This is a genomic window from Janthinobacterium sp. 64, from assembly GCF_002813325.1.
GTDB lineage: Bacteria > Pseudomonadota > Gammaproteobacteria > Burkholderiales > Burkholderiaceae_D > Janthinobacterium.
Window position 1 is genome coordinate 3,546,955 of sequence record NZ_PHUG01000001.1, and the last position, 25,534, is coordinate 3,572,488.

Sequence of the window (25,534 nt, forward strand, 5' to 3'; positions counted from 1 at the left end):
GCTTGGCAGCCATTTTCATGCACCCGGCTTTGACGCCGGAATCAGACGATTTACTTGCCGTTCAGGCCACGGCGTTGCAGCAGCGGCTCGATCTTCGCATCGCGGCCGCGGAAGTTGCGATAGATGTCGAGCGCATCGGCGCTGCCGCCGCGCGACAGCAGTTTATTGCGGAACCAGTCGCCGTTCTTGCGCGTCAGGCCGCCGTTTTCCTTGAACCACTCGACCGTGTCGGCATCGAGCTTTTCCGACCACAGATAGGCGTAGTAGCCGGCCGAATAGCCACCCGCGAACGCGTGCGAGAAATACGTGGTGCGGTAGCGCGGCGGCGCCGGGGCGAAATCGACGCCGGCCTCCGCCAAGGCGGTTTTTTCAAACGCCAGCACGTCGGTCGGGATCTGTGCCGGGGTCAGCTGGTGCCAGCGCTGGTCCAGCAGGGCCGATGCCAGGTATTCCGTGGTCTTGTAGCCCTGGTTGAAATTGTCGGCCGCCGTCACTTTCGCCAGCAGTTCGGCCGGGATAGCCGCGCCCGTCTGATAGTGCCTGGCGTAGTTTTGCAGCACTTCCGGCCACAGCGCCCACATTTCATTGACTTGCGACGGGTATTCGACGAAGTCGCGCGGCACGCTGGTGCCGGCAAAGCGCGGGTATTTCACGTTCGAGAACATGCCGTGCAGCGCATGGCCGAATTCGTGGAACATGGTGTTGACTTCATCAAACGTCATCAGGGTCGGCTGGCCCGCTTCCGGCTTTGGAATGTTGAGGTTATTCGCAATCACCGGCTTGCGGTTCAGCAAGGTCGACTGGCCCACGTAGGCATTCGCCCAGGCGCCGCCGCGCTTGTTGCTGCGCGCGTAAGGGTCGAGCGTAAAGATGGCCAGCTGCGTGCCGTCTTCATTGAAGACGTCGTACACCAGCATGTCGGCCGTGTAGACGGGCAAGTCGGTGCGCTGCTTGAAGGTGAGGCCGTACAATTTACCGGCGGCAAAGAACACGCCACGGGTCAGCACGCTGTGCATTTCAAAGTACGGTTTCAATTGCGTTTCATCGAAGTTGTAGCGTTCGGCGCGCACCTTGTCGCTATAGAAGGCCCAGTCGGCGGCGCCCACCTTGAAGCCGCCTTTGCCTGCATCGATGACCTTCTGGATATCGTCCGCTTCACGCCGGGCATTGACGACGGCCGGCTTCGCCAATTCGCCCAACAGGGCGTTCACGGCGGTAGTGTCGTGCGCCGTCTGGTCTTCCAGCGAATACGCCGCGTAGTTCGGGTAGCCCATCAGCGCGGCACGTTCGGCGCGCAGTTTCGCCAGTTCCAGCACTTCGGCGGTATTGTCGAACTCGCCGCCACGGCTGCCGCGCGCTTGCGAAGCGGCCATGATGCGTTCGCGCACAGCGCGGTTGGTCAGCAGCGACAGCGGCGCCTGGCCCGTCGTGTTGACGAGGGCGATCACGTATTTGCCATCGAGGCCGCGCTTCTTGGCCAGGCCGGCGGCCACTTCGATGGCGGCCGGCGACAGGCCGTCGAGCTCTTCGCGCGTATCGACGACGACGGCCGAGGCGTTCAATTCCTTCAGCACATTTTGCGCGAACTTGGTCGACAGAGCGGCCAGTTGGCCGTTGTAGGCGCGCAGCTTTTGCTTGTCCGCCGCCGACAGCTTGGCGCCCGCGCGTACGAAGTCCGTGTGATAGCGTTCCAGCAGGCGTTTCGATTCAGCATCGAGGCCCAGCTTGTCGCGCTTGGCGTACAGGCTGTCGATGCGCTTGAACAATTTGTCGTTGAGCATGACCGCGTCGCTGTGGGCGGCCATTTTCGGCGCCAGTTCGCGTTCCAGGCCCTGGATCGTCTCATTCGTATTCGAGCCGGACATCACGGAAAACACGGTGCGCACGCGGCTCAGCAGCTGGCCCGAGCGTTCCATGGCGACGATGGTGTTGTCGAACGTGGCTGGCTTCGTGTTATTCGCAATCGTATTGATTTCCGCCAGGTTGGCGGCCATGCCTGCCGTAAAGGCCGGAGCGTAGTCGGCGTCCTGCACCTTGTCGAATGGCGGATAGTGGAAGGGCAAGCTGCTCGCTTGCGCAAACGGGTTCGAAGCGGGCAGCGCTGCGGCCGCGGTAGCGGCAAAAGCGGCGGCGGCTGGTGCCAGCATCAGGCTGGCGGCGATGACGAGCATAGTTGGACGGGTCATGTCTTCTTTCAAGAAACGCAAGAGAGCCGCGATTGTGTCGCGGGCCAGCCTGAAATAATAACAGCCTGACACACTTGCGTCACCAGCAACGACTGACCTTAGCGGGTGACCGGGTAATGAATGGTTTTCATGCGTCCGGCACCACAATGACGATTCAATAATGCGGCGGACGCTCGTTGACCAGTCCGCCATTCGCCTGCTGCGCCCCGTCGCGCACGTGTTCGCCCAGCTTGTGCAGCATCGCTTCGAGCTGGTCGATGCGCTTGCCCTGCTGGTACACCATCTGGTTCAGCGACTCGACCAGGTCTTCCTGCTGCGCCAGCTTGATTTCGATATCGACGAAACGTACTTCCATCTGTTCTGCATTGTCCATGGTGCTCACGGTGACTCCTGACTGAAAGCGGCATTCTACCGCCGTCACGGCGTGAGCCAGCACAAACCTCGTCCATTCCCCATCGGCCAGGCGGCGATTTCTGCCTATTCTTCCCTTATGGCTGAATCAAATCGCTTGACGAATGAGAACAAACGATTACAATGGACGTATCCACTTTGCCTGACCTGATCGACACGCGCAAGACGGCTGAATACCGGCGCTGGGAAGACTCGCTGCACGACGTGGCGGCCGCCGCCATCGATGCGCGCATCAAGCATTTGCAGCACGCTAAAAAGGGCGACTGGCGGCCGGTGGGTGAAGGCGTGTGCGAGCTGCGTTTTTTACAGACAGGACCGGGCTGGCGCGTGTATTTTCACGAAACGAATCTGGGCACCCTGATCTTGCTGCTGTTGGGTGGCGACAAATCGAGCCAGCAACGCGATATCAAGCACGCGCAAGCAATTCTGAAAACATTGAAGGCCCAACAAGCGGCCATCCGGAAGCAAAAAGCAGCGGCAGGCCCATCGACAGGAGCACGAAAAAAATGAACGACCATACTGACGCTGACGGCTTTGACCTCGACGATCTGGAAGCATTAGGCCTGAGCAAATTTGATCCAACGCAACATCTGACCAGCAAGGCCGCCGTGGCCGCCTATATGAGCGAAATCGTCGCCACCGGCAACGCCGAATTGTTCCAGTCGGCCATGAACGACGTGGTGCGTGCCTATGGCATGGGCAAGGTGGCGGCGCGGGCCGACATCACGCGTGAAGGCGCCTATAAAGCCTTGCGCGAAGGCAGCAAGCCACGCTTCGAAACCATTTTGAAGATGCTCGATGCGCTGGGCATGCAGCTGGCCATCGTGCCGAAAACCACGCCCGACGGTGCCGTGGAAGCGTAAACGCCGCTTAGCCCTTCGGCGCGGCCAATAACGCCTTCATGCGCGCCAGACGTTCTTTCGGCGAAATGATTTCCGACTCGGTCGGCACGGCGTCGCCCACGTCAAGTTGCATTTCCTTGATGAAACGCGACGGGTCACAATGGACTTGCTCGCCGGCCCGCTTGCGCTTCTTGCACCAGGTGACGTGCAAAGTGCGCTGAGCGCGCGTAATGCCCACATACATCAGGCGGCGCTCTTCCTGGATGCGCGCGGCGATGGTTTCGGCCGGCGCGTCAGGGTCGCCCTTGTGCGGCAAGATGCCCTCCTCCACACCGACCAGAAACACGTGCGGAAATTCCAGACCTTTCGACGCGTGCAGGGTGGACATGCGCACGGCGTCCTGCTCCTCGTCCTTGCCTTCGAGCATGGTCATCAGGGCCACCATCTGCGTCAGTTCCAGCACGTTCTTTTCTTCGCCATCGCGGTCCTTGCCGCCCCGGCCCCGTTCCTTGAGCCAGTTGACGAATTCCAGCACGTTCTGCCACTTGCTTTGCGCTTGCCGTTCCTCGAAGGCATCGTACAGATACGATTCGTAGTGGATTTCCTTCATCATGTCATCGAGCACTTCGGCCGCGTTGTCGCCGCTGCCGGCCGCGCCCGGACGGCTGGCGCGCGATTCGAGGTCGTTGATGAAGTTGCAGAAATCGCGCAGCGGGCCCAGTTGGCGGTCCGTCAGCTTGGCCTCGATACCACCTTTAAAAACGGCCTGGAACAGCGAGCACTGCCACTGCCCCGAGAATGCGCCCAGCACTTCCAGCGTCGACTGGCCCACGCCACGGCGCGGCGTCGTCACGGCGCGGATGAAGGCCGGATCGTCGTCTTCGTTGGCCAGCAGGCGCAGGTAGCTGATGATGTCCTTGATCTCGGCCTTGTCAAAAAAGCTCTGGCCGCCCGAGATCGTGTATGGGATGCGCTCCTTGCGCAGACACTGTTCGATGATGCGCGCCTGGTGGTTGCCCCGGTACAAAATCGCATAATCGGAAAACTTGTTCTTGCGCTCAAAATGGTCGGCCGAGATCATGATGGCGACCTGCTCCGCCTCCTGCTCGTCCGTCTGCATGCCCAGCACCTTGATCGGCTCGCCCAGGCCATGTTCCGACCACAGCGACTTTTCAAACAGTTTCGGGTTGTTGCCGATGACGGCATTGGCCGCGTTGAGCACGCGCATGGTGGAGCGGTAATTCTGCTCCAGTTTGATCACGCGCAGATCGGGGAAGTCCGTTTCCAGCGTTTTTAAATTTTCCACGGTGGCGCCGCGCCAGGCATAGATCGCCTGGTCGTCGTCGCCCACGGCCGTAAACATCGGCTTCTTGCCGATGCCCGTCACCATCAATTTGACCAGTTCGTACTGGCAGGTATTCGTGTCCTGGTACTCGTCGACGAGCAGGTAGCGCAGACGGCGCTGCCACTTGTCGCGCACGGGACCGTTGTTGCGGAACAGTTCCACGGGCAAGCGGATCAAATCGTCGAAATCGACGGCCTGGTAAGCGGACAGCGTCGCCACATAGCTGCGGTAGATGCGCGCCGCGTTCGCCTCATCTTCATCCTTGGCTTGCGCCAGCGCCATATCCGGGTCGATCAGGCCGTTTTTCCACAGAGACATGGCGTTCTGGATGCCACGAATGACCTGTTTATCGGTGGTAATGGCGAGGTCTTGCACGAGGGAAAAACAGTCGTCGCTGTCCATGATGGAAAAGCGATCCTTGAGTCCGACGCCATTGGCTTCCTGGCGCAGGATTTTCACGCCCAGCGAATGGAAAGTCGACACCGTCAGCTGCTTGGCCTGGCGCGGCTGTTTCAGCAGCTTGGCGATGCGCTCCTGCATTTCCAGCGCCGCCTTGTTGGTGAAGGTCAGCGCGGCGATGGTGCGCGGGTCGTAGCCCCGGTCTTCGATCAGATGGGCGATCTTTTGCGTGATCACGCGCGTCTTGCCCGAACCGGCGCCCGCCAGCACCAGGCAAGGCCCGTCGAGGTAGGTAACCGCTTCGCTTTGGGGCGCATTCAGACCGAACTGTGGTGCTTTGGACATCAGGGTATTTCCGCAGGGAACAGCAGCCCATTGTAACAGCGTCGCGTGGGCTATTTGCATGGCGGGCCATGCCTGAAAAACAGGCATTGGCATTGATATATCGCCATATGCCGCCATCTTGGCCGATTCAATGCGTGCGGCGATGCCATGCCTGGAGTACCATTCCGCCTATATCGCCCGCGCGCGCCCTTACCGAATGGCAGTCCCATGAAATTTGAACACCTGATTGAAATCAACGATCCGCTGAACCCGCTGATCGACACCTTGAGCCTGGAACAAGTCTGGCGCGGCCTGGTCTTGCGTGCCGAGTCGCCGAAGCTGTTCGTGCCGCACCTCGATGAATGCCAGATCAGCGAGCGCAGCGATGCCGGTTTCGCGCGCAGCCTGCGCTATGGCGAGCTGGTCATCAACGACAGGGTGGTGCTGATCCCGCAACTGCAGGTGCGCTACGAAGTGCCGGCGCAACAGGACATCAGCGCGTCCTCGCTCGTGATGACCATCGAAATGCCCGATGAAGCGAGCCTGTGGGTGCGCTTCCAGTACGACGACGGCCACGACGCGGCCACCGATGCGGCCAACGCCCTGTACGACGACTTCCGCCGCTCCGCCTACAAGGAGTCCGACATCGACACCGTGCGCATCATGCGCGAGCTGGCGCTCGAGGGACGGCTCGATGCGGGCCTGCTGAATTAAACTCGTGCATTAAATTCGTGCGCTGCTGCCCCACAGCTGATCGGGCCTAAACTGCAGCCCCGCCTGCTCCGCGCTGAGCACTTCGCGAATCGCGTGCAAGTCCACGCGCGTATCGCGCCGCAGCGGCACGTCCAGGCGCGCGCCACGCGGGCCGACCAGCGATTGCACGTGGGGCGTGGTGGCATTCAAGCCCTTGCGCGTGACGACGCCGATTTCTCCATTGAGCAGTTTGACGAAGGTGCCGACCGGATAGATGCCCAGCTCGCGCACCAGCAGCGAGGCCAGCGGCGCATCCAGCGTGGCCTTGTCGGCCATCAGCATTTCACGCAGGGCCACGTTCGGCAGCAGGGGCTGGCGGTAGCTGCGCCTTGACACTCGCGCGCAATAGCGGTCAGCCAGCATGATCAGGCGCGCGCCGATGCCGATCGCCTCGCCTTGCGTGCCCAGCGGATAGCCGCTGCCATCGATATTTTCATGGTGCTGCAGCACGGCTTGCAGCCAGACGGCGTCCGTCACGCCCGCCGCGCGCAGCAAGTCGACACCGGCTTGCGGATGGGCGCGGATATAGGCGCGCTCCTGCGCGTCCAGCGGGCCCGCTTTGTGCTGAAAATCCGCATGGCGTTCCAGCATGCCCACATTCATGCTCAACGCAGCGAGCACCACGCTGCGCACGATGGCATCGTCGAGTTTCAGTGCGCGCGCCAGCAGGGCCGTGATGACGGCAGTGTCGACGCTGTGCCGCACGGCAAAGTCCCCCGCGCCCTGGTTGTGCAGGATGCAGGCCAGCGCCACGTCGGCGTCCAGTGCCACGGCCTCTTCCACCAGCTGCGCCAGCGGCACCAAGGACGCGTGGCTGCCCGCCTGACCGGCGGCAATGAAGGGCAAGACGAGGGCCAGCCCCGCCGTGACGAGGTTCAGCATGCGCAGCGCCGACGGCGCTTCCGTGGCCGTGCGCGGCAGGTCGGCACTGGTATCGGCGATGACGCCGCGCGCCAACAGCAATGCGATCTGGTTCTCGCTGCTGACGACATGGCCCAGCCTGGCCAGCAAGCTGCCTGTTTCGCCATGCACGTCCCAGGGCAGGGCCACGCCCAAGGCGAGCTCTCCCGCGTAAATGCGCCGAATTTTCACATCGTCTCCGTCATCGCTAGCCGCTACCCTTTTTACCATCAGGAAGTCGTGGGCATGAACCAATTGAAATATTTTTTGCTTTTAATCAATATTTCAATGTGGCAGCGATGATCGCGCAATCATGTGCGCTTGTCTACAAAATTGTTTAAATATAAAAACTGCATCAGACGCCAGGCGAGCAATCGGCACAGCCGGGCGCGTGTTCCGGGTCTTTTTCCAGGTGCAGCGCCAGCTCGCGCAAGGCCGTGCGCACGCCTTCCTCGATGACGGGGTGGTAGAACGGCATGTCGAGCATGGCCGGCACCGTCAGCTGCGCCTGGCATGCCCAGGCCAGCAAGTGGCCCAGGTGTTCCGCCCGTGGGCCGATCAGTTCGGCACCGAGAAAACGCTTGCTGCCGAACTCCGCATACACGCGCAGCAAGCCCTGGTTTTGCAGCATCACGCGGCTGCGGCCCTGGTTGCCAAACGACACGGCGCCGACGGCAAAGCGGCCCGCGTGGCTCACGCACAGTTGCTGGTACGTGGCGCCCACGGTGGCGATCTGCGGTTCCGTAAAGGCGATCGCCAGCGGCGTGCGGCGCAAGCCCGGTTTAACGTCAGGAAAGCGCGCCGCGTTCTCCCCGGCGATGCGGCCCTCGTCGGCCGCTTCGGGCAGCAGCGGCAAGGCATTGTCGGCATCGCCGGCGATGAAGATGGCGCTCTTGCCGCATTGCATGGTGTGCGGGTCATGCAGGGGAATGCCGTGGCGGTCGAGCTCGATTTGCGCCGTCTCCAGGCCAATGTGATCCACATTCGGACGGCGGCCGATGGCGGCCAGCACATACTCGAATTGCTCGGTTTTTTCCTGGCCCGCGTCATCACGGCTGGTCAGCACGATGCCATTGCCGTCCGGCGTTTTTGCCATGTGCGCGATCTGGGTCATGAAACGGATATCGAGTTCGCGCGCCAGCACGGCATCGGCCTCGCGCAGCACCAGCGGGTCCGTCAGCTGTGCGACTTTATTGCCGCGCGCAAACAGGGTCACGCGCACGCCCAGCCGCGCCAGCGCCTGGCCCAGCTCCAGGCCGATGACGCCGCTGCCGACCACGGCGACTGACTTGGGCAAGTCCGTCCATTCGAACACGGCGTCGCTGGTGATGACGCGCTCGCCCGCCGCCCGCCACTCGGGCGGCACGATGGGCGTGGAGCCGGTGGCGATCACCACGCTGGCAGCTTCAACGATGGTGTGTTCATCGACCTGCAATGTGCCGGGGGAAATAAAACGCGCATGGCCGCGCAGTTTTTCCTCGTCGGCGATGGCGTTGACGCCGTCGAGCACGAAGCCGACAAAACGGTCGCGCTCGCTGCGCACCCTGGCCATCACTTGCCGGCCATCGATGCGCACGGGGCCAGGATGCACGCCAAAAGCGGGCGCGGCGGCCACCGCATGGGCCGCCTCGGCCGCCGCGATCAAGAGTTTGCTGGGCATGCAGCCGACTCTGGCGCAGGTCGTGCCGTACGGTCCGCTTTCGATCATCAGCACGCGCTTGCCCTGCATGCGCGCCGCCTTGTGCGCCGTCATGCCGGCCGTGCCGCTGCCGATCACGGCCACATCCACTTGTAGTGTTTTCATCGTGCTATCCATCCACTGAGGTTGCTCACAGCGTTCGATACTACCCGTTTGCCGAAAATAAGGTTTTACTTTGCAGCAATATATGTATTAGTATAACTAATCATTTTCAAAATTTATAAGCCAAGCTAATGGGATCACTCGATTATCGCGCGCTGGCCGTGCTGGACGCCGTGGCCAGCCATGGCAGTTTCGACAAGGCCGCCCTGGCGCTGGGCATCACCCAGTCGGCCGTCTCGCAGCGCATCAAGGCGCTGGAAGACGCCAGCGGGCGCTTGCTGATCATCCGTGGCCAGCCAGCCGTGCCGACGGGACTGGGCCAGCGCCTGATCGTACATCACCGCAACGTCAAGCTGATGGAAGCGTCGCTCGACATCGACCTGGGCAACAGCGTCAGCATGCCGGAAATCGCCATCGCCATCGATGCCGACAGCCTGGCCACGTGGTTCCCCGACACCTTGTCCGCACTGCTGGCGCCGCCGCGCTGCCAGCTCGACGTGCGCCTGGCCGACAGCGACAGCGCCTTGCAGATGGTGCGCAACGGCTCCGTGTTCGGCTGCGTGGCGGCCGAATCCGGCACAGCACTGGACGCGGCAGCGGCCACCAGCGTCACGCCGCTGGGCATGCTGCGCTATGTCTGCGTAGCCACGCCCGTGTTTGCGGGCCACTGGTTCGGCGATGGTTTTATTGCCGAAGCGGTGCAGCTGGCGCCGGCCGTCGTGGGCCAGCACGGCTTGCTGGCGCGTTTCCTTGCTGAACAACTCAATCTGCGCGAAGCGTTTCCGCACCACACCTTACCGGTGGAAGCGGCGCGCCGCGCCTGCGTGTTCGATGGCCTGGCCTACGGCCTGATGCCGCAGCGCCTGGCCGCGCAGGCGCTGGCAACAGACCGTCTCGTGGATCTGATGCCGGGCAGCACCCTGGATGTGCCGCTGAGCTGGCATGCGTGGACGCTGGATACGCCGTTTACCAAGCTGCTGTCCGAGCAGATCGTCAAATCCGCCCGCGATTATCTGCAGTAGTTTAAATATCGAGCGGGTCCACTTCCAGCGACCATTTCACGCGCGTCTTCATGGCGCGCAGCTCACTTAACCATTCTTTTAAAAACGCTTGCAGCGCGGGCCGCGAGGCAGACTCCAGCAACAGCTGGGCGCGGTCCACGTTGTAGACGCGCGTCATGCTCATGGGAATCGGGTCATTGATGGTCACTTGCGGGTGTTCCATGCATTCCTTGGCCGCCTGCAGGAATTCGATGGCCGTCGCCAGCTCGGGCGCCTCGGCGCGCAGCAGGGCCTGGAACAGATACGGCGGCAACGCCGCCTGCGCCCGCTCTTCCAGCAAGGTGGTGGCGAAATTGTCGTAATCGTGGTGGACGACGGCGTCGTACAGCGGATGGCGCGCATAGCGCGTCTGGATCAGCACCTCACTGACGCTGCCGCCTTCCGTCTGCGCGGCCCGCCCGGCCCGGCCCGCCACCTGCATCAGCTGGGCGAACAGCCGTTCGCTGGCGCGGTAATCCTGCGAAAACAGGGCCGTGTCCGGATTCAAGATGCCGACCAGGGTCAGCTTTTTGAAATCGTGGCCCTTGGCCACCATCTGCGTGCCGATCAGAATATCGACTTCGCCCCGGTGCACGGTGTCGAACGCTTCCTGCGCGCTGCCCTTCTTGCGCGTGGAATCGGCATCGATGCGCAAAATCCGAGCCTCGGGAAACAATTGCTGTAACCCCTCTTCCACGCGCTGCGTGCCGCGTCCCAGCGGCTGCAAATCGACGTTGCCGCAGGTGGGGCAATGGCGGGGAATGCGCAATTCCAGGCTGCAATGGTGGCAGCGCAGCCGGTGTTCGGGCTTGTGCAGCACCATGAACGAGGTGCAGCGCGTGCAATTGCTGATCCAGCCGCACGATTCGCAGCAGATGACGGGCGAATAGCCGCGCCGGTTCAAAAACAGCAGCGACTGCTCACCGCGCTCCATGCGCAGCTTTAATGCCGCTACCAGATGCGATGTCAGGCCATCTTTCGGCTTGTCGCGCTCCATGTCGAGGATCTTGACGCGAGGCAGCACCGCATTTTTCACCGCCCGTTCACGCAACTCCAGCTTGCGGTAGCGCCCCGTCTGCGCGTGGTGCCAGCTTTCCAGCGAGGGCGTGGCCGAACCGAGCACGATGGGAATCTGCAATTGCCAGGCGCGCCACACGGCCAGGTCGCGCGCCGAATAGCGCAAGCCTTCCTGTTGCTTGTAGGAAGGATCGTGTTCCTCGTCGATGACGATGAGCTTGAGCTTGGGCAACGACGCCAGGATGGCCAGCCGCGTGCCGAGCACGATGCGCGCCTGGCCCTGGTGGGCGGCCAGCCAGTGCAGCATGCGTTCGCCTTCGGACAGGCTGCTGTGCAGGGTGGCCAGCATGACGCCGGGAAAGCGCGCGCGGATATTGCCTTCCAGCTGGGGTGTCAGGTTAATTTCCGGCACCAGGATCAGGATTTGCGCATCGTCCTCGCGCGCCAGCACCTGGGCGCACGCCTGCAGATACACTTCCGTCTTGCCGCTGCCCGTCACGCCGTACAGCAGGGTCGGCTTGAAACCCCGGGCGCCGCCGATGGCGTCCGCCGCTTCCTGCTGGGCGGCATTCAGGGCCGGCATGTTCAGCGGCGTGCCATCGTGGGCATCGGCCAGCTTGGCCAGCTTCTTGATGGCGCGGTCGAGCGCCACGGTGGTCAGCACGCGCAGATTCTTCGGCAAACCCGGCAGCGCCACCTCGCCCAGCGGTCGCTGGTAGTAATCGGCGGTAAAGGCGGCCAGCGCCAGCCACTGCTCCGACAAGGGCGCCAGCTGGCTGCGCACGGCCAGCACGTCCTTCAGTTTCGCGGCAGGCACGTCGGTACTGTCGGACACACCGACGATCAGCCCCATCACTTCGCGCCGGCCGAACGGCACCAGCGCCAGTTGCCCCACTTGCGGCAGCGGTGCGGCAGCATCCGCGCCGGCGTCCGCCACCGCCGCGTTCCAGCGGTAGTCGAACAGGGCGTTCAGGGGCGTGTCGAGCGCGATTTTCAGGATGCACGACGTCAAAATGCACTGCGACATGGGGGGTGGGCCTATCTTATAAAAAAGCGCGCGGCAGGATCCATCGCGCGGCGGGAGGTCAGGCATCAAGCCAGCGGGCCATGATACTTGTTTCGTCCGTCAAACGCCTAACAGCAGGCAGGACAGCGTGTCATCATGCCTGAAGAAAATTCTGTGGATAACTTTGTGGACAAAGCAAAATTAACTTTCATAAAAATGTGGACAGAAAATTTTGATCGCCGTCAAGAGGGGCGCGCAAGAAAAATTAACTATTTAAAATCAATGACTTAAAAATTGATCTCCGGAAGGCGATAAATCCGTGGGGCATTTCCGCCGCTGTGCATAACTGAACCATTTCTGATTTTTTTTGTACAGGAATAAGCACCGTTTTGATGCATGCCCTGCGCAAAAATCTCCACCATCGGCGGCAAAGTTGACAATTGCCGGGCAAGCGTTCGGTTTTACCCGGCGGGCGGCGAAACATTGTTGAATGATCATGCAGTGCAACATCCACTTCAGGTGAAACCTGAACATCGACGCTAAGTATCGGTTAACAAAATACTTTTCAATTTTATCCACAGAATCTGTTGATAACTTTGTGGACAATGAAGGAATAAGGCTGGTAACCGGAAGAACAACCTTATCAATTGCAACAAAGTCCGCCGGGCAAGGCGTTTTTTATTTCTTAATAATCAAACACTTGCAGAGTATCCCCGGGCATGGCTTTTCGACTGCCTCTTATTTCCGCAGCAAAAAAAATTGTGCATAAGTCGGTATTTCTTGCTAAGGCGCAGCAAAGAAAAAGGCAGGCTTCCGCTGGAAAGCCTGCCTCTCTGCCCCTGTGCCAGGGCAATGCGCTTGCTTACTGGCCGCTGCGCATGGCGCGGCTCATGCTGTGCACGGCTTCCACCATGGCTGCCACCGATTCCGGCGGCGTGAACTGGGAAATGCCATGGCCCAGGTTGAATACGTGGCCCGTGCCTGCCGATGGCGCGCCAAAGGCGTTGAGCACTTTCGCCACTTCGGCGCGGATCTGATCCGGGCTGGCGAACAGGATGGCCGGGTCGAGGTTGCCTTGCAAGCCCACTTTATGGCCCACCAGCTGGCGCGCGCGCGTCAGGTTGACGGTCCAGTCCAGGCCCACGGCATCGGCGCCGATGTCGGCGATCTGCTCGATCCACTGGCCGCCGCCCTTGGTAAACACGATGGCGGGAATCTTCACGCCATCCTTGTCGCGTTTCAGCTGCGACACCACTTGCTGCATGTAGGCCAGCGAGAATTCCTGGTAGGCGCCATCGGCCAGCGCACCACCCCACGAATCGAAAATCATCACGGCTTGCGCGCCGGCATCGATTTGCGCATTCAGGTATTGCGCCACGGAAGTGGCGTTAATCGCCAGGATGTGGTGCATCAGGTCCGGGCGGTTGTACAGCATCTTCTTGATGGTATGGAACTCTTTCGAGCCGCCGCCTTCCACCATGTAGCACGCCAGGGTCCACGGGCTGCCGGAAAAACCGATCAGCGGCACGCGGCCATTGAGTTCCGTGCGGATCTGCGTGACGGCCTTGAAAACGTAGTCGAGCGACTCCAGGTCCGGCACTTGCAAGGCCTTCACGTCCTGTTCCGTGCGCAGCGGACGCTCGAACTTCGGCCCTTCGCCATCGGCGAAATACAGGCCCAGACCCATGGCGTCCGGCACCGTCAGGATGTCGGAAAACAAAATCGCCGCGTCGAGCGGGAAGCGCTCCAGAGGCTGCAAGGTCACTTCGGTGGCGTAATCGGGATTCTTTGCCAGGCCCAGGAAGGAGCCGGCCCGCTCGCGCGTGGCGCGGTATTCGGGCAGGTAGCGGCCCGCCTGGCGCATCAGCCAGACAGGGGTGTGCTCGGTCGGCTGGCGCAGCAGGGCGCGCAGGAAAGTGTCATTCTGGAGCGGAGCAAATTGTGGCATGGAAGGCAATCAATAGCTGGGAGAAGCGGTATTATCGCATCCAATCACCGCCAAATCATTGATTCCGGTGCCGCTTTGCAGCATTTGCCACGCACAGCGATGACTTTCGTTGTGCCGGCCCTTCCTTTATGATGATGCACGCCGCCGCGCTGCCTGACGCCGCCTGGAGGCCCCCTCTATTCACCACGACACGGAGCCCGCATGACCTCGACCGCATCCAGCACCCCTTATGGCATCTGGCCATCGCCGATCAGCGCGGCCATCGTCGCCGCTGGCGCCTCGCCGCTGACGCAGCTGGCCCTGGGCGGGGCGGATGGCGCCGATGTATTCTGGCTGGCCGGACGCGCCAGCGAGGCTGGCCGCAACACCCTGCTGCGCCAGCGCGGCGCGCGGGTCGATGAACTGACGCCGGCGCCGTTCAATGTGCGCACCCGCGTGCACGAATACGGCGGCGGCGCATATGCCGTGGCCGGCGATACCGTGTATTTCTCGCATTTCGCCGACAATTGCCTGTACCGCGTGGCCGGCGACGCCGCGCCCGAAGCGTTCACCACGGGCGGCAACACGCGCCACGCGGACTTCGTCGTCGATGCAGCCCGTGCCCGCCTGATCGCCGTGCGCGAGCAGCATCCGGCAGAAGGCCACGCGCATCCGGAAAACAGCCTGGCCGCCGTCGGCTTCGACGGGCGTGAAACGGTGCTGGCGCGCGGCCACGACTTTTATGCGGCGCCGCGACTGTCGCCGGACGGCAGCCAGCTGGCCTGGATCAGCTGGGACCACCCGCGCCTGCCGTGGCAAGGCACGGAACTGTGGCTGGCCGACGTGCAGGCCGACGGCAGCCTCGGTTCGCCGCGCCTGATCGCCGGCGGCGCGCGCGAGTCGATTTGCCAGCCGGAATGGTCGCCGAACGGCTTGCTGCACTTCGTTTCCGACAGCAGCGGCTGGTGGAATTTGTACCGCCTGCACGGCGGCGAGATCGAGGCGCTGTGCCCGATGGAAGCGGAATTTGCTACGCCGCACTGGACCTTTGGCGCCAGCATGTACGGATTCCTTTCCGACGACGAGATCGTCTGCACGTATATCCAGGCCGGCATCAGCTACCTGGCGCAATTGAACGTGGCGGCGGCGAAACTGGAGCCGATACCGCACCCGTACCAGGAAATCCGTGAACTGCGCGTGGGCCCCGGCTTCGTCGCGCTGCTGGGCGGCAGCCCGACTATTGCGCTGGAACTGGCGCGCATCGATTTGTCTAACCATGAACTGGAAGTGCTGGCGCAATCGATCGCACAATTGCCCGCGCTCGCTTACCTGTCCGTGCCGCGCAGCTTGAGTTTTAGCAGCAGCAATGGCCGCACGGCCCACGCCTTCTTTTATGCGCCCACGAATGGCGACGTGCAGGCGCCGGCAGGAACATTGCCACCCGTCATCGTCATCAGCCATGGCGGCCCCACCAGCATGGCCAGCAATACCTTGAAACTGGCGACGCAGTACTGGACCAGCCGCGGCATCGGCGTGCTTGACGTCAACTATGGCGGCAGCAGCGGTTTCGGCCGTGAATATCGCGACGCGCTGCGCGGGCAATGGGGCATCGTCGACGTGGAAGACTGCATCGCCGGCGCCCGTTACCTGGCCGCCAACGGCCTGGCCGACCCCGAGCGCCTGATCGTGCGCGGCGGCAGCGCGGGCGGCCTGACGACCCTGTGCGCATTGACCTTCCACGACGTCTTCAAGGCCGGCGCCAGCTACTATGGCGTGTCCGACCTGAAGGGACTGGACGACGATTCGCACAAATTCGAATCGCGCTACACCGATTACCTGATCGCTTCGCAGCCGCAGGCCGAAGCGCTGTACCTTGAGCGCTCGCCCATCCACCACACGGATAAACTGTCGCGCCCGATGATCTTCTTCCAGGGACTTGATGACAAGGTCGTGCCGCCGCAGCAGTCGCAGCTGATGGTCGACGCCCTGCAGGCGCGCGGCGTACCCGTCGCGTATGTGCCGCTCGAAGGCGAGGGACACGGCTTCCGCAAGGCGGAAAACATCGTGCGCACGCTGGACGCGGAACTGTATTTCTACCAGCGCGTGTTCGGCCTGCCCGTGGCGGCCGGCGAGCCGCCCGTGCATATCGTTAATCTGCCCGCATGAGTGAAGACCATTTGCTGGACGAGTTCGCCGCACTGGAGCAGCATGAACGGATGATCCTGGCCTTGCTGGCCATCGCGGGCGAACCGGTAGGCAAGCATGCCGTGTATGAACACTTGCAGCGCGCCAATATCGTGGAACCCGATGGCACGCCGTTTGCCCTGCTCACCGTCACGGGCATGCTGCAGCGGCTGACGCGGCATGCGCTGGCGTCCGAGGTGGTGGGACGCGGCTATGCCTGCGAAGCGAAGCTGCGCTGGCCCGCCATGCGCGCGGCCATCGAGCACCTGGCGTTCCGCGACCTGTGCCAAGCCATCGAAACCATCAATCCCGTGCGCCGCAACTGGGATGGCTATGTGGAATTGCGCAGCTACCGGCAAGGCGTGGCGCGCCTGCGCATCGCCCTGTTGCGCAATGACGAGGTGCGCCAGGTGGCCGCCATCCTGGCCGCCTGCATGGCCTGCTATGAAGCGCAGCAGCTGCATCCGCTGATCGAGATTTTCGGCCGCCCGTTCGAGCCGGATATGCTGTCTTTCGTCATGCCGCAACTGCAGGATGACATCCTCGCCGTGCTGCTGGGCAACGCCCCCCGTGAACCAGGCACGGCGCACGCCATCCGCACGTACGCGCGCGCCCATCATGCGCGCCAGGCGGCCGCCGGCGACCATATCGGCGCCGCCCTGCCGCTGGCCCTGGCCGAGGATGCCCTGCTGTGCGGCGAACTCGACGCCGCCGCGCGCTACCTGGCAGGCCAGCAGGGGCCGCAGGCGCTGTTTGTCGACAGCAGCATCGCCCTATTGCGCGGCGAACATGCGCACGCCGTGGCAGGCTTTGAAACAGCCCTGAAAGGACTGCGCAAGGAAGCGGGCAAGCGCAAGCTGTGCTTTACGGGCATCGGCGGCCATTTGTACGTGCTGGCCCTGCTGCGCGGCAACGATGCCAAGCTGCTGAAAAGCGCGGAAACCTATCTCGATATCGCGCTGCATGCGCAACCGAACCACGACAGCATCGTCTACCAGCAATTGAATACCTTGCGCCTGGTGCGCGCCGGCGTGCAGCTGGCGGAAAGCATTCCCACGCGCAGCTGGGAAACGGGACTGCAGGCGCAGCTGTTCCAGGCCTTGCTGTACTACTGGCTGGCCCTGCCGCAATTGAGCGAGCGCAAGGACCAGCTGCGAGCGCTGGTGCAGCAAGCGGACGCGGCTGGCTATGATTTGATCGCGGCGCAGGCGGCCGGCTTGCTGGGCTTGATGGGCGAGCCGCAGCAGGAGCGCTACGCCACGGCCAAGCGGGCGCAACATGGCTTGACGGACATGGCGCCGTGGTTCGAGCGCCAGGAAGCGTGGCAGCGCCAGCTGAGCGCGCTCATCAACCTGCAGCAGAACGCGCCCGCCGAAGCCATCGGCAGCGTCTCGCGCCTCGTCTGGCTGGTGGCGTTCGACCCGCGTTTCGGCCTGACGGCCGTGGAAGTGCGCGAGCAGAAACGCGATGCACGGGGCGGCTGGAGCAAGGGCCGCGCCATGGGCCTCAAACGCCTGGCAGAAGAAGCGGGCGACATCGATTTCCTCACGCCGCAAGACGCCCGCGCGGCCGGCAGCATCGCGCCGTTCAAGCAATACTATTCGTCGGCACCGCGCTATGAAATCGAGCTGGACAAGGCCGCCATCTTGCTGGTGGGCCACCCGCTCGTGTTCTGGCTCGACCATCCTGACACGAGAGTGGAACTGATCGCCGGCGCGCCGGAGCTCCTGATCAAGTCGCACGAGGGCCAGCTGTGGCTGGGCATGCAGCCGCCCTTGCCCGACAATGGCGGCAACGTCGTGGTGCAGCGCGAAACGCCGACGCGCTTGCGCGTGGTACACATCCTCGACGAGCACCGGCGCATCGGCGCCATCGTGGGCCTGGGCCTGTCCGTGCCCCTGCATGCGGAAAAACAGGTGATGCAGGCGATCGGCGCCATCTCCTCCATGGTCACCGTGCAATCGGATATCGGCGGTGGCGGCGGCGACGCGGAAGCGATCACGGCCGACCACCGCCTGCACGTGCATTTGCTGCCCTACCAGCAAGGCCTGAAAATGCAAATTTTAGTGCGCCCGCTGCTCGACAACGGCGCCTATTACGCGCCCGGCAGCGGCGCCGAAAGCGTGTTTGCCGATGTGGCAGGCCGCGCCGTGCAAGCGCGGCGCGACCTGAACGCCGAGCGCGAAGCGCAGCGCCAGCTGATCGGACGCTGCCTGGTGCTGGAAGAGGCGCAAGAAGAGCATGGCGAATGGCTGCTGGGCCAGCCTGCGCTGGGCTTGCAGCTGCTGGTCGAGCTGCAGGCGCTCGATCCCGCCAGCATGGTATTGGCATGGCCCGAGGGCGAAACCATGCGCGTGTCGAGACGCATCGACAGCGGCCAGATGCGCCTGAACATCAAGAGCGAAAAAGACTGGTTTGCCGCCAGCGGCGAAGTGCAGATCGACGAAGACAAGGTGATGGATTTGCGCGCCCTGCTCGACTTGATGCAGAACAATAAAAGTCGCTTCGTGGCCTTGGGCGACAACCAGTTCCTCGCGCTCAGCGACGAATTGCACCGCCGGCTGTCCGAGCTGGCCGCGTATGGCGAGACGCATGCCGATGGCGTGCACATCCACCCGCTGGCCGCCTTCGCGCTGGAAGAGCTGGCCAACGATGCGGGCGGCGTCAAGGCCGACAAATTGTGGCGCGAACACTTGCTGCGCCTGCGCGCCCTCGACGACTATCAACCGCAACTGCCCAGCACCTTGCAGGCGGACTTGCGAGACTACCAGCTGGCCGGCTACGCATGGCTGGCACGCCTGGCGCACTGGGGCGTGGGCGCCTGCCTGGCCGACGACATGGGACTCGGCAAGACCTTGCAGGCGCTGGCGCTGATCCTGGCGCGCGCGCCCAACGGCCCCACCCTGGTTGTCGCGCCCACGTCCGTGTGCATGAACTGGATCAGCGAAGCGCAGCGCTTCGCGCCCACCTTGAAGGTCAAGCTGTTCGGCAGCGGCGACCGCGCCGACATGCTCGAAACCTTGCAGCCGTTCGACGTGGTGGTGGCCAGCTACGGCTTGCTGCAGCAGGAAGCGGCGCTGTTTGCCGGCGTGCACTGGCATACGATCGTGCTCGACGAAGCGCAAGCGATCAAGAACGGCGCCACCAAGCGCTCGCAAGCCGTGATGGCCTTGCAAGGCGATTTCCGCATGGTGGCCAGCGGCACGCCGCTGGAAAACCACCTGGGCGAATTGTGGAATCTGTTCCGTTTTATTAACCCGGGCTTGCTGGGCACCCTGGACCAGTTTAATTTGCGCTTTGCGGGACCGATCGAAAAGGATCAAGATAAACGGGCGGCGGCCGGCGCGCGCCTGCGCTTGCGCCGCCTGATCGCACCGTTCATCTTGCGCAGGACAAAAACGCAAGTGCTGTCGGAATTGCCATCGCGCACGGAAATCGTGCTGGAAGTGGAACTGTCGCCGCAGGAAACGGCGCTGTACGAATCCTTGCGCCGCGAAGCGCTGGAAAAGCTGGCCATGGTGGAAGGGCCGGCGTCGAAGAAGGCGATCCAGATCCTGGCCGAGATCATGAAGCTGCGCCGCGCCTGCTGCAATCCGCAGCTGGTGGCGCCGGAACTGGGCCTGGCCAGCAGCAAGCTGGCGGCGTTCGCCGAGCTGCTGTCGGGCTTGCTGGAAAACCGCCACAAGGTGCTCGTCTTCAGCCAGTTCGTCGACCATCTAACCCTGATCCGCCAGCACTTGGAACAGCATGGCGTCAGTTACCAGTATCTCGACGGCAGCACGCCGATGCAGGAGCGCAAGCGCCGCGTCGATGCCTTCCAGGCGGGCGACGGCGACGTCTTCCTGATCAGCCTGAAGGCGGGCGGCATGGGCATCAATCTGACGGCGGCCGATTACGTGATCCACATGGACCCGTGGTGGAACCCGGCCGTGGAAGACCAGGCCTCGGACCGCGCCCACCGCATGGGGCAATTGCGCCCTGTCACCATTTACCGGCTGGTGGCCAAGCACACGATCGAGGAAGGCATCGTCGAATTGCACCAGCACAAACGCGACCTGGCCGACAGTTTATTGGAAGGCAGCGACGCGGCCGCGCGCATGTCGGCCAATGACATGCTGGGCATGCTCCAAGAGGGGTTGAAAAAATGAACGGCAAATCCGTGTTCCATGCGATGATCCATTTTCCCTGTTGCTTTCCCACGCCATGACCGACTACATCGCCACCAGCGCCGGCCAGCGCGCCACCTTTTTGTGCGGCAAATCCTGGACCGCCTATGTCAGCACTTTCGTCATTGCCGTGCTGCTGTTCTTTGCCGCCCTGCCGCTGGCCTTCAAGTACAACGCGCGTGCCGCCTTCGTGGTGCTGATCGGCTCAGCCCTGATCGTCGGCTACCGCCTGCTGACCATCCGCAGCTATCAGCTGTACATTGATGAGGCGGGCGTGTGGCTGTCCTCCGGCATCTTGCCGTGGAAAAAGAAACTCATGGGCGTCAAATGGCGCGACATGGATGAAGCCGTCTACGAAACCAATTTCTGGAGCTGGCTGTTCCAGTCCTACACCGTGCGCGTCGGTCAGCGCTACACGCAAGACATCGAAATCCACGCCACCGGCATGGCGCGCGGCAAGGATGCCGTGGCGGCCATCAATGCACGTCAGCAGGAGCTGCTGCACGGCAGCGCCATCGTCGTCTAGCGCCGCGGAGGCAATTAGTGCTAATCTTTGGCCGCCCAGGCAAGCAAGGCCAACCTTTCAATAGTTGTTTGTTACTTATATTATCAGTTTATTATTTTCTGATGAAGGCAAACGACAAAATATTCAAGAGATAAACTATGCTGATAAAAAATAAAGTTGCGCTCACCGCATTGATGCTGGCCTTTACCCTGACACCAGCCAGCGCCGCCAAGAAGCCGCAGAAGAATGGCAAGGCCAGTACCAGCAGCAGCAAGAAGAAAACCGTCGCCAGGAAAGCGGCCGTCGTCACGGCCGCCACGGCAGCCACGGTCGCCGCCGTCGCCAGCGAGAACAGCAGCGACCGCTCCATGAATAACCTCAGCGGCCAGTTCCTCACGGCCCTGTGGCGCCTGGACCCGGAAAGCGCGATTTCGGTCGGCAAGTACGATGGCGCCGCCAACCTGAGCATTCCCGACGCGGCCAGCCGCCAGAAGCAACTGGCCTTCATCGAAGAATGGCTGGGCAAGTTCGGCAAGCTGAATGCGAGCAAAATGTCGGATAAGCAACGTACCGACCTGGCCTTGCTGACGAATAAACTGCAATCGGACCGCTGGTATCTGACCACTTTCCGCGAATTCGAATGGAATCCCGCCCAGTACAACGTGGCCGGTTCCATCGACTTCATCCTGAACACGGAATACGCGGCCCAGCCGCAGCGCCTGCGCACCTTGCTCAAGCGCATCGCCACCGTGCCGCAATACTATGCGGCCGCGCGCGCCAGCATCGTCAACCCCACGCGCGAACACACGCAGCTGGCCATCGCCCAGAGCGCCGGCGTGCTCAGCGTGCTTGACGACCTGAACAAGACGGCACAGGCATCCATCCTGACGCCGCTCGAAAAACAGCTGTACAACGCGCGCATCGCCGCGGCCCGCTCGGCCGTGCAAGGCTATGCGGCCTGGCTGACGGAGCAGGATGCGGCGCTGGCGCAGAACGGCAACGCGCGCTCCTTCCGCATCGGCAAGGAGCTGTATGAGCAGAAATTTGCCTACGATATCCAGGCCAGCGTGAGCGCCGAGCAGATGTACCAGAAAGCCCTGGCCGCGCGCGAAAAGCTGCTCGAGCACATGGATAGCCTGTCCGACGAACTGTGGGTGAAAACCATGGGCGCCACGGCCAAGCCGGCCGACCGCACGGCGAAGATCGGCATGGTGATCGACAAGCTGTCGAGCAATCACGTGGCGCCCGCCGATTTCGTGCCGGAAATCCGCCGCCAGATTCCCGAGCTGCAGGCATGGGTCACCAGCCACAACCTGCTGACGATGGATCCGAAAAAGCCCCTGGTCGTGCGTGAAACGCCCGCTTACCAGCGCGGCGTGGCTGGCGCCAGCATCGAGGCGCCCGGCCCCTACCGTCCGCAAGACCGCACCTATTACAACGTGACGCCGCTCGACGGCGAAACGGCGGAGCAGGCGGAAAGCAGCTTGCGCGAGTACAACCACTGGATCTTGCAGATCCTGAACATCCACGAAGCCATTCCCGGCCACTACACGCAGCTCGTGTATGCCAACAAGTCGCCGTCGCTGGTCAAGTCCATCTTCGGCAATGGCGCCATGATCGAAGGCTGGGCCGTGTATGGCGAGCGCATGATGCTTGAATCGGGCTATGGCAACAATGCGCCGGAAATGTGGCTGATGTACTCGAAGTGGAACTTGCGCAGCGTCACCAACACCATCCTCGACTACAGCGTGCACGTGCAGGGCATGACGCAGGAGCAGGCGCTGGACCTGCTGACGCGCCAGGCCTTCCAGACCAAGCGTGAAGCGACGGAAAAATGGCGCCGCGTGCAGCTGAGCTCGGTGCAACTGACCAGCTATTTCAGCGGCTACAGCGAAATCATGGACTTGCGCGAACAGCGCAAGCAAGCGCTGGGCAGCAAATTCGTGCTGAAAGATTTCCACGAGCAATTCCTCAGCTACGGCAGCGCCCCCGTGAAAGTCATCAAGGAACTGATGAATTAAGCGGTACGCATCCTCACCTTGCAAAGGGCGCCGCGGCGCTGCATGGGTTTGCGCCACCGCAAACCTCCGGCGTGCCGCTCCATTAAGCTGACGGGAAGGCAAGCGCCACCGCACTCCTCACTGGCAATTGCCGATTTTCCTGCTAGGCTGGATATCAGGAGCGTCCATGCATATGCCCATCCAGTTCGACACCCTCGATTACGCCAAACGCCTCGCCTCGGCCGGCGTGCCCACGCAGCAGGCGGAAGCCCATGCCATGGCACTGGGCGAAGTACTGGGCTCGGCTGTCGTCGTGCATGGCGAACTGGCGGCGCTGGAACGCAATCTGCTAGGCGAAATCAAGCTGGTGGCGCAACAGGTCGATACCAAGGTGGGCGCCCTGGAATTGAAGATCGATGCGCTGGAGCTCAGACTCGATACCCGGATAGATGCGCTGGAGCACAAATTCGATACCAAATTTGATGCCTTCGAACACACATTCGACGCCCGCCTGGAACGTCTGGACTTGCGCCATGGCGCGGACATGAAACACGTCTATTGGATGATGAGCACCCTGATCCTGCTCAACCTGGGCATACTCAGCAAACTGATGCTGCAGTGAGCGCGTACTAACTTTCTCAACAATAAAAAAGCCGCTGCTCCCGAAAGAGGTCAGCGGCTTTTGTCTGCGCCTGTGGCTGGCGTCTAGGACGCTTCTTCCGGCGCCTGGGTTGCCTTGACGAAGATGGGCGCCACCAGCAGGCCCAGTTCGAACAACAGGCACATGGGGATGGCCAGCGAGAACTGGCTGACCACGTCCGGCGGCGTGACGATGGCGGCAATCACGAAGGCGCCGACGATGATGTAGGGACGCACTTCCTTGAGTTTCGCGATGGACACGAGCCCCATGCGCACGAGGATCACCACCACCACGGGCACTTCGAAGGTGGCGCCAAAGGCCAGGCACATCGACATGACGAAATCGAGGTAGTTTTCGATATCGGGCGTGACCGCAATCGACGATGGCGAAAAGTCGCTGATGAAGTGGAAGACGCGGCCAAACACAAAGAAATAGCAGAAGGCCACGCCGGCCATGAACAACAGGGAAGACGAGATGACCAGCGGCGCGATCAGGCGTTTTTCATGCGTGTACAGGCCGGGCGCGATAAACGCCCACATCTGGTACAGCACCCAGGGTAAGGCGACGATGAAGGCGATCACCAGGGTCACTTTCATCGGCACCAGGAACGGCGAGATGACGCCGGTGGCGATCATTTTCGAGCCGGCCGGCAGCGAGGCGATCATCGGCGCGGCAATAAAATCGTAGATCTGCGAGGGACCGGGCCAATAGAACAGCACGGCGCAGACGACGGCGATGCCGATCGAGGCCTTGACCAGGCGGTTGCGCAGCTCGACCAGATGCGAGATAAAAGTTTCTTCCACCGGGGATTTGCTACTCATGAGTAAAAGGAGGAGGAACTGGCGCGCGGACGGAAGCGCGCCACGCGGGCGGCGGCCGATTGCACGTGCTGCTTGCCGCCATGGCGCTGCTTGTACCAGCCAGGGATGGCGGAATTGCGCACCAGCTTCTTGCGGCGGAATTCGCGCGCCTTGCGGGCCAGGTCATCGTTGGTGGCGCGCAGCATGGCTTCATGGGCATCGTGATGCCCCTCATACGAACTGGAATCGCCGCGCCAGGCGTTTTCCACCTCGGCCAGGTTGCCGGAAATCGAGTTTTCCACGCCATGCATGGATTTCTCCACGCTTTGCTTGACGGAATGGGCCGCATCCTGCACTTCCTTCTGCAGGTTTTTCAGCTCTTCCATTTCGATTTCGCGCGAGACTTCGGATTTCACCTGGTTCAGGTAGCGTTGCGCGCGGCCATACAGGGTACCGGCCATGCGCGCCACTCTCGGCAACTTTTCAGGACCGATGACTATCAACGCAACCACGCCGATGATGGCGATTTTAGAGAGACCGAGATCGATCATAAGCGGACAAGGCCTGTTACCGGACGAGGCAAGCGCCCCGCCACGCTATCAGAACTTGCTTTTCTCTTTCGTCTCGACGTCGATGGTGCTTTTGTCGGCCACTTGCGATGGCGCAGCAGGAGGGGTATTGGCTGCCGGGACGTCATCGTCGCCCTTGACACCATCCTTGAAGCCTTTGACGGCCTTGCCGATATCACCGCCGATATTGCCCAGTTTCTTGGTGCCGAAGACCAGCATCACAATGACCAGAACGATCACCCAGTGCCAAATACTCAATGAACCCATCACATTCTCCTTGCGGGACGGTGCCCGAATAGCGTCGACCAATGCCGGTAGTATACACGTGAACCCGGCGCGCAGCGAAATCAGTGTTGACCGCGCCAGGGACGGGGACCGCCGTACACATGCATGTGCAGGTGATACACCTCTTGCCCGCCGTTCGGGCCGCTGTTGATCATGGTCTTGAAGCCGCCGGCAGGCGTGCCATCGGCCTCATACGTGACGGCGCAGCCGAACTCGGCAGCAAGTTTCGGCGCCAGGCGCAGCAGCTTGCCCAGCATGTCCGCATGGCTATCGTCGCAATCGGACAGGCTGGCCACGTGGCGCTTCGGGATCAGCAGCAGATGCACGGGGGCGGCCGGGTTGATGTCCTTGAAGGCCAGCAAGTCCTCGTCTTCATACACGATGGACGAAGGAATTTGCTTTGCAGCAATTTTGCAAAAAATACAGTTATCCAC

21 protein-coding genes are annotated in these 25,534 nt (G+C 62.2%); 10 read left to right on the forward strand and 11 right to left on the reverse strand.

The window, feature by feature from the left end; genetic code table 11:
- Positions 1 to 50: 50 nt before the first annotated feature.
- Both CLU91_RS15595 and CLU91_RS15600 read right to left on the reverse strand, forming a co-directional pair.
- On the reverse strand, positions 51 to 2,186 hold the full coding sequence (locus CLU91_RS15595) for a M3 family metallopeptidase (protein WP_232730769.1): 2,136 nt from the start codon (positions 2,184 to 2,186) through the stop codon (positions 51 to 53).
- 154 nt (positions 2,187 to 2,340) lie between these two features.
- Positions 2,341 to 2,559: a SlyX family protein gene (locus CLU91_RS15600; RefSeq protein WP_034753936.1), complete on the reverse strand. Its 219-nt coding sequence runs from the start codon at positions 2,557 to 2,559 to the stop codon at positions 2,341 to 2,343.
- A gap of 161 nt (positions 2,560 to 2,720) precedes the next feature.
- Between CLU91_RS15600 and CLU91_RS15605 the strand changes: the two genes are divergently transcribed.
- Together CLU91_RS15605 and CLU91_RS15610 are read left to right on the forward strand one after the other, a co-directional pair.
- Positions 2,721 to 3,107 (forward strand): type II toxin-antitoxin system RelE/ParE family toxin, encoded by a 387-nt coding sequence (locus CLU91_RS15605; protein WP_198521342.1) that lies wholly within the window; start codon positions 2,721 to 2,723, stop codon positions 3,105 to 3,107.
- Positions 3,104 to 3,460 carry an addiction module antidote protein gene (locus CLU91_RS15610; RefSeq protein WP_100874891.1) on the forward strand — a complete coding sequence of 119 codons (357 nt, stop codon included), beginning with the start codon at positions 3,104 to 3,106 and terminating at the stop codon, positions 3,458 to 3,460. Before CLU91_RS15605 ends, CLU91_RS15610 begins: the two co-directional genes overlap by 4 nt.
- A gap of 7 nt (positions 3,461 to 3,467) precedes the next feature.
- Here CLU91_RS15610 and CLU91_RS15615 read toward each other — a convergent pair whose 3' ends face one another.
- Complete coding sequence (locus CLU91_RS15615) at positions 3,468 to 5,528, reverse strand: UvrD-helicase domain-containing protein (protein WP_100874892.1); 2,061 nt, start codon at positions 5,526 to 5,528, stop codon at positions 3,468 to 3,470.
- 207 nt (positions 5,529 to 5,735) lie between these two features.
- Here CLU91_RS15615 and CLU91_RS15620 point away from each other — a divergent pair, with 207 nt between their 5' ends.
- Complete coding sequence (locus tag CLU91_RS15620) at positions 5,736 to 6,221, forward strand: SRPBCC family protein (RefSeq protein ID WP_100874893.1); 486 nt, start codon at positions 5,736 to 5,738, stop codon at positions 6,219 to 6,221.
- A gap of 9 nt (positions 6,222 to 6,230) precedes the next feature.
- Here CLU91_RS15620 and CLU91_RS15625 read toward each other — a convergent pair whose 3' ends face one another.
- Positions 6,231 to 7,352, reverse strand: a complete 1,122-nt coding sequence (locus CLU91_RS15625) for an HD-GYP domain-containing protein (protein ID WP_232730770.1) — start codon at positions 7,350 to 7,352, stop codon at positions 6,231 to 6,233.
- 163 nt (positions 7,353 to 7,515) lie between these two features.
- Positions 7,516 to 8,964 carry a dihydrolipoyl dehydrogenase gene (locus CLU91_RS15630; RefSeq protein ID WP_100874894.1) on the reverse strand — a complete coding sequence of 483 codons (1,449 nt, stop codon included), beginning with the start codon at positions 8,962 to 8,964 and terminating at the stop codon, positions 7,516 to 7,518.
- A gap of 128 nt (positions 8,965 to 9,092) precedes the next feature.
- Between CLU91_RS15630 and CLU91_RS15635 the strand changes: the two genes are divergently transcribed.
- A complete protein-coding gene (locus tag CLU91_RS15635) occupies positions 9,093 to 9,983 on the forward strand; it encodes an ArgP/LysG family DNA-binding transcriptional regulator (protein ID WP_100874895.1) in 891 nt (296 codons plus the stop codon).
- A 1-nt stretch (position 9,984) separates the two neighbouring features.
- Here CLU91_RS15635 and CLU91_RS15640 read toward each other — a convergent pair whose 3' ends face one another.
- Positions 9,985 to 12,045 (reverse strand): primosomal protein N', encoded by a 2,061-nt coding sequence (locus CLU91_RS15640; RefSeq protein ID WP_100874896.1) that lies wholly within the window; start codon positions 12,043 to 12,045, stop codon positions 9,985 to 9,987.
- A 135-nt stretch (positions 12,046 to 12,180) separates the two neighbouring features.
- On the opposite strand from CLU91_RS15640, the gene CLU91_RS28715 reads away from it, so the two are divergent.
- Positions 12,181 to 12,315, forward strand: a complete 135-nt coding sequence (locus CLU91_RS28715) for a hypothetical protein (protein ID WP_269800640.1) — start codon at positions 12,181 to 12,183, stop codon at positions 12,313 to 12,315.
- 571 nt (positions 12,316 to 12,886) lie between these two features.
- On the opposite strand, the gene hemE is transcribed toward CLU91_RS28715, so the two are convergent.
- Positions 12,887 to 13,972, reverse strand: coding sequence for a uroporphyrinogen decarboxylase (gene hemE / locus CLU91_RS15645; RefSeq protein ID WP_100874897.1), 1,086 nt, complete (start codon positions 13,970 to 13,972; stop codon positions 12,887 to 12,889).
- Between the two features lie 201 nt (positions 13,973 to 14,173).
- Here hemE and CLU91_RS15650 point away from each other — a divergent pair, with 201 nt between their 5' ends.
- The 5 genes from CLU91_RS15650 to CLU91_RS15670 all read left to right on the forward strand — a co-directional run bounded on the left by CLU91_RS15650 (position 14,174) and on the right by CLU91_RS15670 (position 23,428).
- The gene (locus tag CLU91_RS15650; RefSeq protein ID WP_100874898.1) at positions 14,174 to 16,117 is read left to right on the forward strand and encodes a dipeptidyl-peptidase 5; all 1,944 of its coding nucleotides are present in this window, start codon (positions 14,174 to 14,176) and stop codon (positions 16,115 to 16,117) included.
- Positions 16,114 to 20,283: a DEAD/DEAH box helicase gene (locus tag CLU91_RS15655; RefSeq protein ID WP_100874899.1), complete on the forward strand. Its 4,170-nt coding sequence runs from the start codon at positions 16,114 to 16,116 to the stop codon at positions 20,281 to 20,283. The genes CLU91_RS15650 and CLU91_RS15655 overlap by 4 nt, the downstream gene beginning before the upstream one ends.
- A gap of 55 nt (positions 20,284 to 20,338) precedes the next feature.
- Positions 20,339 to 20,827, forward strand: coding sequence for a hypothetical protein (locus CLU91_RS15660; RefSeq protein ID WP_100874900.1), 489 nt, complete (start codon positions 20,339 to 20,341; stop codon positions 20,825 to 20,827).
- 140 nt (positions 20,828 to 20,967) lie between these two features.
- Positions 20,968 to 22,827 (forward strand): DUF885 domain-containing protein, encoded by a 1,860-nt coding sequence (locus CLU91_RS15665; protein WP_100876767.1) that lies wholly within the window; start codon positions 20,968 to 20,970, stop codon positions 22,825 to 22,827.
- 166 nt (positions 22,828 to 22,993) lie between these two features.
- A complete protein-coding gene (locus tag CLU91_RS15670) occupies positions 22,994 to 23,428 on the forward strand; it encodes a hypothetical protein (protein ID WP_100874901.1) in 435 nt (144 codons plus the stop codon).
- Between the two features lie 83 nt (positions 23,429 to 23,511).
- Here the strand turns inward: CLU91_RS15670 and tatC are convergent, their stop codons facing one another.
- The 4 genes from tatC to CLU91_RS15690 all read right to left on the reverse strand — a co-directional run bounded on the left by tatC (position 23,512) and on the right by CLU91_RS15690 (position 25,534).
- Positions 23,512 to 24,267, reverse strand: a complete 756-nt coding sequence (tatC, locus tag CLU91_RS15675) for a twin-arginine translocase subunit TatC (protein WP_100874902.1) — start codon at positions 24,265 to 24,267, stop codon at positions 23,512 to 23,514.
- Positions 24,264 to 24,797, reverse strand: coding sequence for a Sec-independent protein translocase protein TatB (tatB, locus tag CLU91_RS15680; RefSeq protein WP_100874903.1), 534 nt, complete (start codon positions 24,795 to 24,797; stop codon positions 24,264 to 24,266). The genes tatC and tatB overlap by 4 nt, the downstream gene beginning before the upstream one ends.
- A 48-nt stretch (positions 24,798 to 24,845) precedes the next feature.
- Positions 24,846 to 25,082, reverse strand: a complete 237-nt coding sequence (gene tatA / locus CLU91_RS15685) for a Sec-independent protein translocase subunit TatA (protein WP_100874904.1) — start codon at positions 25,080 to 25,082, stop codon at positions 24,846 to 24,848.
- 80 nt (positions 25,083 to 25,162) lie between these two features.
- Positions 25,163 to 25,534 carry a histidine triad nucleotide-binding protein gene (locus CLU91_RS15690; protein ID WP_100874905.1) on the reverse strand — a complete coding sequence of 124 codons (372 nt, stop codon included), beginning with the start codon at positions 25,532 to 25,534 and terminating at the stop codon, positions 25,163 to 25,165.